The sequence below is a fragment of the Sulfurimonas sp. genome (genome assembly GCF_026988655.1).
Taxonomy (GTDB): Bacteria; Campylobacterota; Campylobacteria; order Campylobacterales; family Sulfurimonadaceae; genus Sulfurimonas.
Genome location: NZ_JALSKT010000086.1, coordinates 1 through 5,739, shown reverse-complemented (window position 1 = coordinate 5,739; position 5,739 = coordinate 1). Strand labels below are relative to the sequence as shown.

The window sequence follows — 5,739 nt, the reverse complement described above, 5'->3', positions numbered from 1 at the left end:
GTTTATGCTGTTCTTGGTGTTTAGTTTTTTCTTTATTGCTTTTAGTATTTAGTTCCTCTTTTACTCTTTTCTTTGTTTTACTGCGTTTGGATTGCTTTTAATTAGATTTTCTGTGTTATTATTTCATTAAAAAGGTATGTATGCATCTTGTTAACCCTAAAATTGATGAAAGTTGGAAAAATATTTTGCAAAATGAATTTACTCAAGATTATTTTTCAAATTTAAAAGACTTTTTAATTCAAGAAGAAAAATCTTACGTAGTTTTTCCTTCAAATAAAGATATTTTTCGAGCTTATAATACTACTTCATTTAATGATGTGAAAGTTGTTATAATTGGACAGGATCCTTATCATGGGGAAAATCAGGCACATGGACTTGCATTTTCTGTGATTCAAAATAATAAATTTCCTCCTTCTCTTGTTAATATATTTAAAGAGTTAAACAGTGATATAGGCTGTGAATTACCAAAAAGTGGAGATTTGAGTAAATGGTCAAAGCAGGGCGTCTTTTTAATTAACACCGTCTTAACTGTACGTGCACATGAGGCTGGCTCACATAAAGGAAAAGGTTGGGAAAATTTTACGGATGCTACTATTAAAGCTATAAATGAACATTTGGAACATGTAGTATTTATATTATGGGGGAAGCCTGCTCAATTAAAAGAAAAGTTAATTGATAGTTCTAAGCACCTTATTTTAAAAGCTCCACACCCTTCACCTTTATCTTCTTATAGAGGTTTTTTTGGTTCAAAACCATTTTCCCAAACGAATGAATATTTAAAAAAATATGATAAAAAAGAGATTGACTGGTGTCTTGATTAGTATGTAAACTCTGCGATAACGGGCAGGTGATCTGAGTATCCTTTACCCTTGTGTTTTGGAGGATTAGCTCTTTTTGTTTGCCATCTATAAATTGATTTTCCCTTGAATAGATACTCTTTTTCAAAAGCATGTATTGATTTAGATTTATATTCTAATCCTTTTGCATCTAAGAGATTTTTTGTGATTAGTATATGGTCAAGTGCTTCTTTTTTCCCTCGAAAAATGTAGGTATATCGTCTGTTTTTATCTATGTCATACCAGAGATTATAAAATTCACCTGCATTTATCTTGACTTTATTTGCAGTTGTTTGATTATTTATTGTTCCAAGTATGTGATTTATACCAGTAATACCATTGGTATCGTTATGACGTCTTTTTCGTATAAAAGTTTTAAACTCTTCATAATGAGAGTTGAAGTCACCTAGGGCAATTATATTTTTATTTATTCCAAGTTCTTGAACTCTTTTGCTTAATATTTTTGCTGAGATTATTCTTCGACTCTCTGGACCAGATTTGGCTTTCCAATGATTTACCAATAAGTACAAGTCTTCATTATTAATTTTAAATTTAGCTTCTAAAATATTTCTATATTTATATGTGGACGTAACAGCTATTTCATGGCTATAAACAAAAGGTATTTTACTGAGGATTGCTACTTTTACAGTTGTGTTTTTATAATTGGCTATTTTGTAGTATTGATAGTATAAGCCCATTCTCTTGAGCGTATAACGTAAATCTTTTAGTGCTCTGAGAGATTCTATCTCTTGTAGGGCTATAATATCTGCGTTTATATCTTTTATGACTCTTGCAGTGTTGTTTAGTTTAATTTGATACGTTCGATTGTTCCAATTTGATTTAGTATAAGGAATGTATTCTTTATATTCATGCCCACTTCTTTGTAAATCAAAGAGATTTTCTACATTATAGGTAGCAATTTTCAAAGTATTTTCTCCATATATTAGTGAAATCAATAGCAATAATAAAACAAAAAATTTCACTATTTAATTCCATTGAGTCTCAAGAGTTTATCCGTATCTGCATCTCTACTCATCAGTTCATGAAAAAGTTTATGCATACTTGCTGAACCACCACGATGCAGAATTATATTTTGGTATTTTTTTGCAGTATTAGATCCGAATATTCCTTCATCAACAACAGAGTAAAAAGCATCTGCACTTAATACTTCTGCCCATTTATAGCTGTAGTAACCTGCAGCATAACCACCTGCGAATATATGGGCAAAGCCATTTTGAAATTTATTATACTTTGGAGGTGCAATTAGTGCAGTTTTTTTTCTAATACTATCTAGGAGGTTTTGTACTTCTTCACCCTTATACAATTTCGTATGAAGCTGAAAATCAAAAATCGAAAATTCTAGTTGTCGTAACATTCCCATGGCAGAAAGAAAATTTTTGCTTCTTACCAATTTATCTATCATTTCGTCAGAAATTGTCTCCTTTGTCTCATAATGCTTTGCAAACATTTTTAAGACTTGTGGCTCATAAGCAAAGTTTTCTAAAAATTGTGACGGAAATTCGACTGCATCCCATTCAACACCGTTGACTCCACTGACCTCATTCTCATTTACTTCACTTAAAATATGATGAATTGTATGTCCCATTTCATGAAAAAGAGTTACTACATCGTCATGACGAAGGAGAGATGGACTTGTATCGCTAGATGGTGGAAAGTTACATACAACAAAAGCTGAAGCTAACTGTTCTTCTCCTAACTCATCTTTGCAGTGTGCTTGCCAATTATGCATCCAAGCGCCACCGCGTTTAGATTTCCTAGCTTCTAAGTCAAGTAATATTCTTGCTTTTAATTTATTGTTTTCATAAACATCATAGGCATATGCTTTCTCATGCCATAGTTCTTCATCGACTTTTTTAAATTCAAGATTAAAAAGTTTATTTAAAAATGTAAACATTCCTTCAACAACGCTTCTTTGCTCAAAATAAGGACGGTATTGTTCTTCATCTATGTCGTATTGTGCTTTTTTAAGAAGTTCTCCATAGTAAGCGGTATCGTGACTTTCTAGTCTTTGGGGTGCAATATTTTGTAATTCACTTAGTTCATTTTTTGCTTGAGAAATCGAGTTATCTAAAAGATTATTTAAAAAGTTTAAAACACTTTGTTCATCTTTTGCCATTTTGCTTGCAAGTGAATAATCTGCATAGTTGTTAAAACCTAAGAGTACGCTCATCTCATTTCTAAGTGATAAAAGTTCATCAATTATTTTTGCATTTTCTGGGGCTCGAGAGACGTAAGCTTTGTATAACTCTTCTCTAATTTGACGATTTTTTCCGTAGGTCATATAGGCAATGTAAGAAGGCATTTGTAAAGTGAATTTATATTTTATTTTTCCATCTTCTTCATCCCCCAGGGGAGACTCTTTGCCTTCGGCATTCACCTTAAATTTTGCATTTTCTATTTCACTTTGCGGTAAGCCTTCAATGTCTTTTTCATCTGTGATGATGTATTCATAAGCATTTGTTGCGTTTAAAAGATTTTGAGAAAAATTATTTGCAAGTTCACTTTTTTTGATATTTATCTCTTGGAGCCTCTCTTTTTTTGTATCGTCCAAGTGTGCACCACTAAGTTCAAAGTTTAAGATATTAAGCTCTAAAACTCTTTGTTGATCATGGTTTAAACTATCTTTTTCATTTTCTAAAATTGATTTATATGCATTGTAAATATCAAGATTTTGAGAAAGTTTTGTTGAATATTCTGTGATAATAGGAAGTGACTCGGTATAAACCTGCTGCGTTTGATCTGAGTTGTTTACTGCGTTTAGATGAGATAGCGGTGTAAAAAATTGTTCAAGATATTCATCCATCATCTCTAAAGGCTTAACAAAATTTGCGTATGTTTTTTTTTCTTGCCCAAGTAGCTCTTCTATTTTTTTATTATTATTTTCAAGTCTATTTTTAAGATCATCTATAAAGTTTTCAAGATCACACTTAAATTGTAAAAATTTTGACATCACTATTCCTTAGTATTATGTTGAGTGTAATTTTACCTTCTTTTTTTATTTTAATAATAAATATATAAGTATAAAATTTATAAAAGTCATTATTGTAAAAGCACTCTTGTAAAAGAGTAGGGGAGACTTTTCTATAAGTGGCGCATTCTTTATAAAATAAGGCTTTACTTTTTGTGGATGTGTGAGTTCGTATGCCATCTCAGAGTAGTGCTCATACCTTTGTTCTTTGTCTAAAGCAATCGCTCGCATGATGACACTATCTAACCAATCAGGAATATTTGAATTTAAACTGCTAGGTTTTTTTGCTTCTTTAAAGCTTGGATTTTGAAATGGTTCTATCTCTCCGTAAGGGTATTTCCCTGTGAGACTAAGATAAAGAGTAACACCAATGGCAAAAATTTCTGTTGTCTCACTGATAGCTTCTCCTTGAAATCTTTCTGGTGCTAGAAAGCTTGGAGTACCCACTTGTGACTGTGTAGAGAAAATCTCCGTGATACTTCCAAAATCAATTATTTTATACTCTGTAGTATCTTCATTGATTTTTGCTATCATTATGTTGTCTGGTTTGATATCGCCATGAATTAGGTCGTATTTTAGCAGATACTGGGACATCTTTAAAAGTACTGTTGTTAATTCTACGCCATCATCTATAGTGATATGTTTATGAGTTTTTAGATAACTATTTAAGTCTTCTCCTCGAAATAACTGCATCACATAGTAACGCTTTGAGCGTGTTTTTGGGATGACAGCTTTTGGAAAACAGTGTGCTTTGAGGCGTTTGGCATTCCATGCTTCTTTAACAAATAAGTCAAGAATTGCACTGTCATCTATCGCTTCATAGGGAGCAAATTTTATAACATACTGTTTTGTTTTTTTTGTTGCAAGCCAGGTTCTGTTGTTTTGAATAAGAGATTTTTCAAGTTTATAACCATCTATTACTTCTCCCTCAGTTAGGGATTCTGGTATTTCAAGATTTAAAAGTTTTAACACTTCTCTTTCATTGGCTTGAAGTATTTCTAAAACAACTGCGGTAGTATCATCAGGTAGATTGTCCTCTGTTAGTTTACTCGCTTTTTTTACAAGAGCATTTGCTCCTTTGTTTATATTCGCTTTTATTTCTTCTTCGCTAAGGATGGTGTACAGACCATCACTACAAAGAAGAATTTTATCATCCTTTTGGAGTATATTCTCAAAATAATAGGAATCAACACTATCACTTATGCCAATGGCTTGGGTGAGGACATTTTCATATCCTTCTTCTTCCATGGCATGATCGTTAGAGAGTTGTGTTAACTCTTCATTTCTGTAAAGATAGACTCTACTGTCACCAACATTGGCACCATACAAACGATTGCCTTGAATGACTACTATTGTCAGTGTTGTGACAAGTTCGCTACGTTCATAATTTGTCTGAGATTCTTGAAAGAGGATGGAGTTTATAGATTCTATAAAAGTTTTGATAGATTTTTCAATAGACCATGTTTTTGGACGAATTTTAAAGTTATTCATGAGATATGTTGTAACTCTTTTGGCTGCTGCAGCACCTTCATCGGCACTTCCCACACCATCACAAACTATCCCTACTGTCATATCACCAATAGTTTTAATATCGTAAAAATCATCACCAGTTAGGTGTTTTTGTTTTGCAAGTGAAAAGCCAGTAGTTTTAATATCTTGTTTATTCATAGTTACCCCTTATAACTATATTATACACAATAGAAAATTTGTTTGAATAATTTTTTGTATATAATATAATCATATAAAGGAAGAGAGTATCGAAATACTCACTCCTATAAAAAAGTGTTTAGAATTTATAATCTAATTGTACCCAACCAACAGTTTTGTCATTTTGAGAAGCAGCATAACCATTAGTTGCATCACCTTTTGAGAATGAAGCAAATTTTACAAGACCTTTAAGGTTATTTACTCCAG

The 5,739-nt window shown here is 32.0% G+C and carries 4 protein-coding genes; 1 reads left to right on the top strand and 3 read right to left on the bottom strand.

Annotated features, from left to right (window positions below; all coding sequences use genetic code 11):
- Positions 1–140: 140 nt before the first annotated feature.
- A complete protein-coding gene (locus MV052_RS10165) occupies positions 141–821 on the top strand; it encodes a uracil-DNA glycosylase (RefSeq protein ID WP_297444001.1) in 681 nt (226 codons plus the stop codon).
- Here MV052_RS10165 and MV052_RS10160 read toward each other — a convergent pair.
- Genes MV052_RS10160 through MV052_RS10150 form a run of 3 tightly spaced genes read right to left on the bottom strand, consistent with a single transcriptional unit; the run spans position 818 to position 5,493 of the window.
- Positions 818–1,762, bottom strand: coding sequence for an endonuclease/exonuclease/phosphatase family protein (locus MV052_RS10160; protein ID WP_297443999.1), 945 nt, complete (start codon positions 1,760–1,762; stop codon positions 818–820). The genes MV052_RS10165 and MV052_RS10160 overlap by 4 nt on opposite strands.
- 56 nt (positions 1,763–1,818) lie before the next feature.
- Positions 1,819–3,807, bottom strand: coding sequence for a M3 family metallopeptidase (locus tag MV052_RS10155; protein WP_297443997.1), 1,989 nt, complete (start codon positions 3,805–3,807; stop codon positions 1,819–1,821).
- 45 nt (positions 3,808–3,852) lie between these two features.
- A complete protein-coding gene (locus MV052_RS10150) occupies positions 3,853–5,493 on the bottom strand; it encodes a bifunctional protein-serine/threonine kinase/phosphatase (RefSeq protein WP_297443995.1) in 1,641 nt (546 codons plus the stop codon).
- Positions 5,494–5,739: the final 246 nt, after the last annotated feature.

What these genes read in the sequence shown, in the direction of transcription:
- MV052_RS10165 (WP_297444001.1), top strand. Translation starts at nt 141, where the DNA reads ATGCATCTTGTTAACCCTAAAATTGATGAAAGTTGGAAAAATATTTTG.
- MV052_RS10155 (WP_297443997.1), bottom strand. Translation starts at nt 3,807, where the DNA reads ATGTCAAAATTTTTACAATTTAAGTGTGATCTTGAAAACTTTATAGAT.
- MV052_RS10150 (WP_297443995.1), bottom strand. Translation starts at nt 5,493, where the DNA reads ATGAATAAACAAGATATTAAAACTACTGGCTTTTCACTTGCAAAACAA.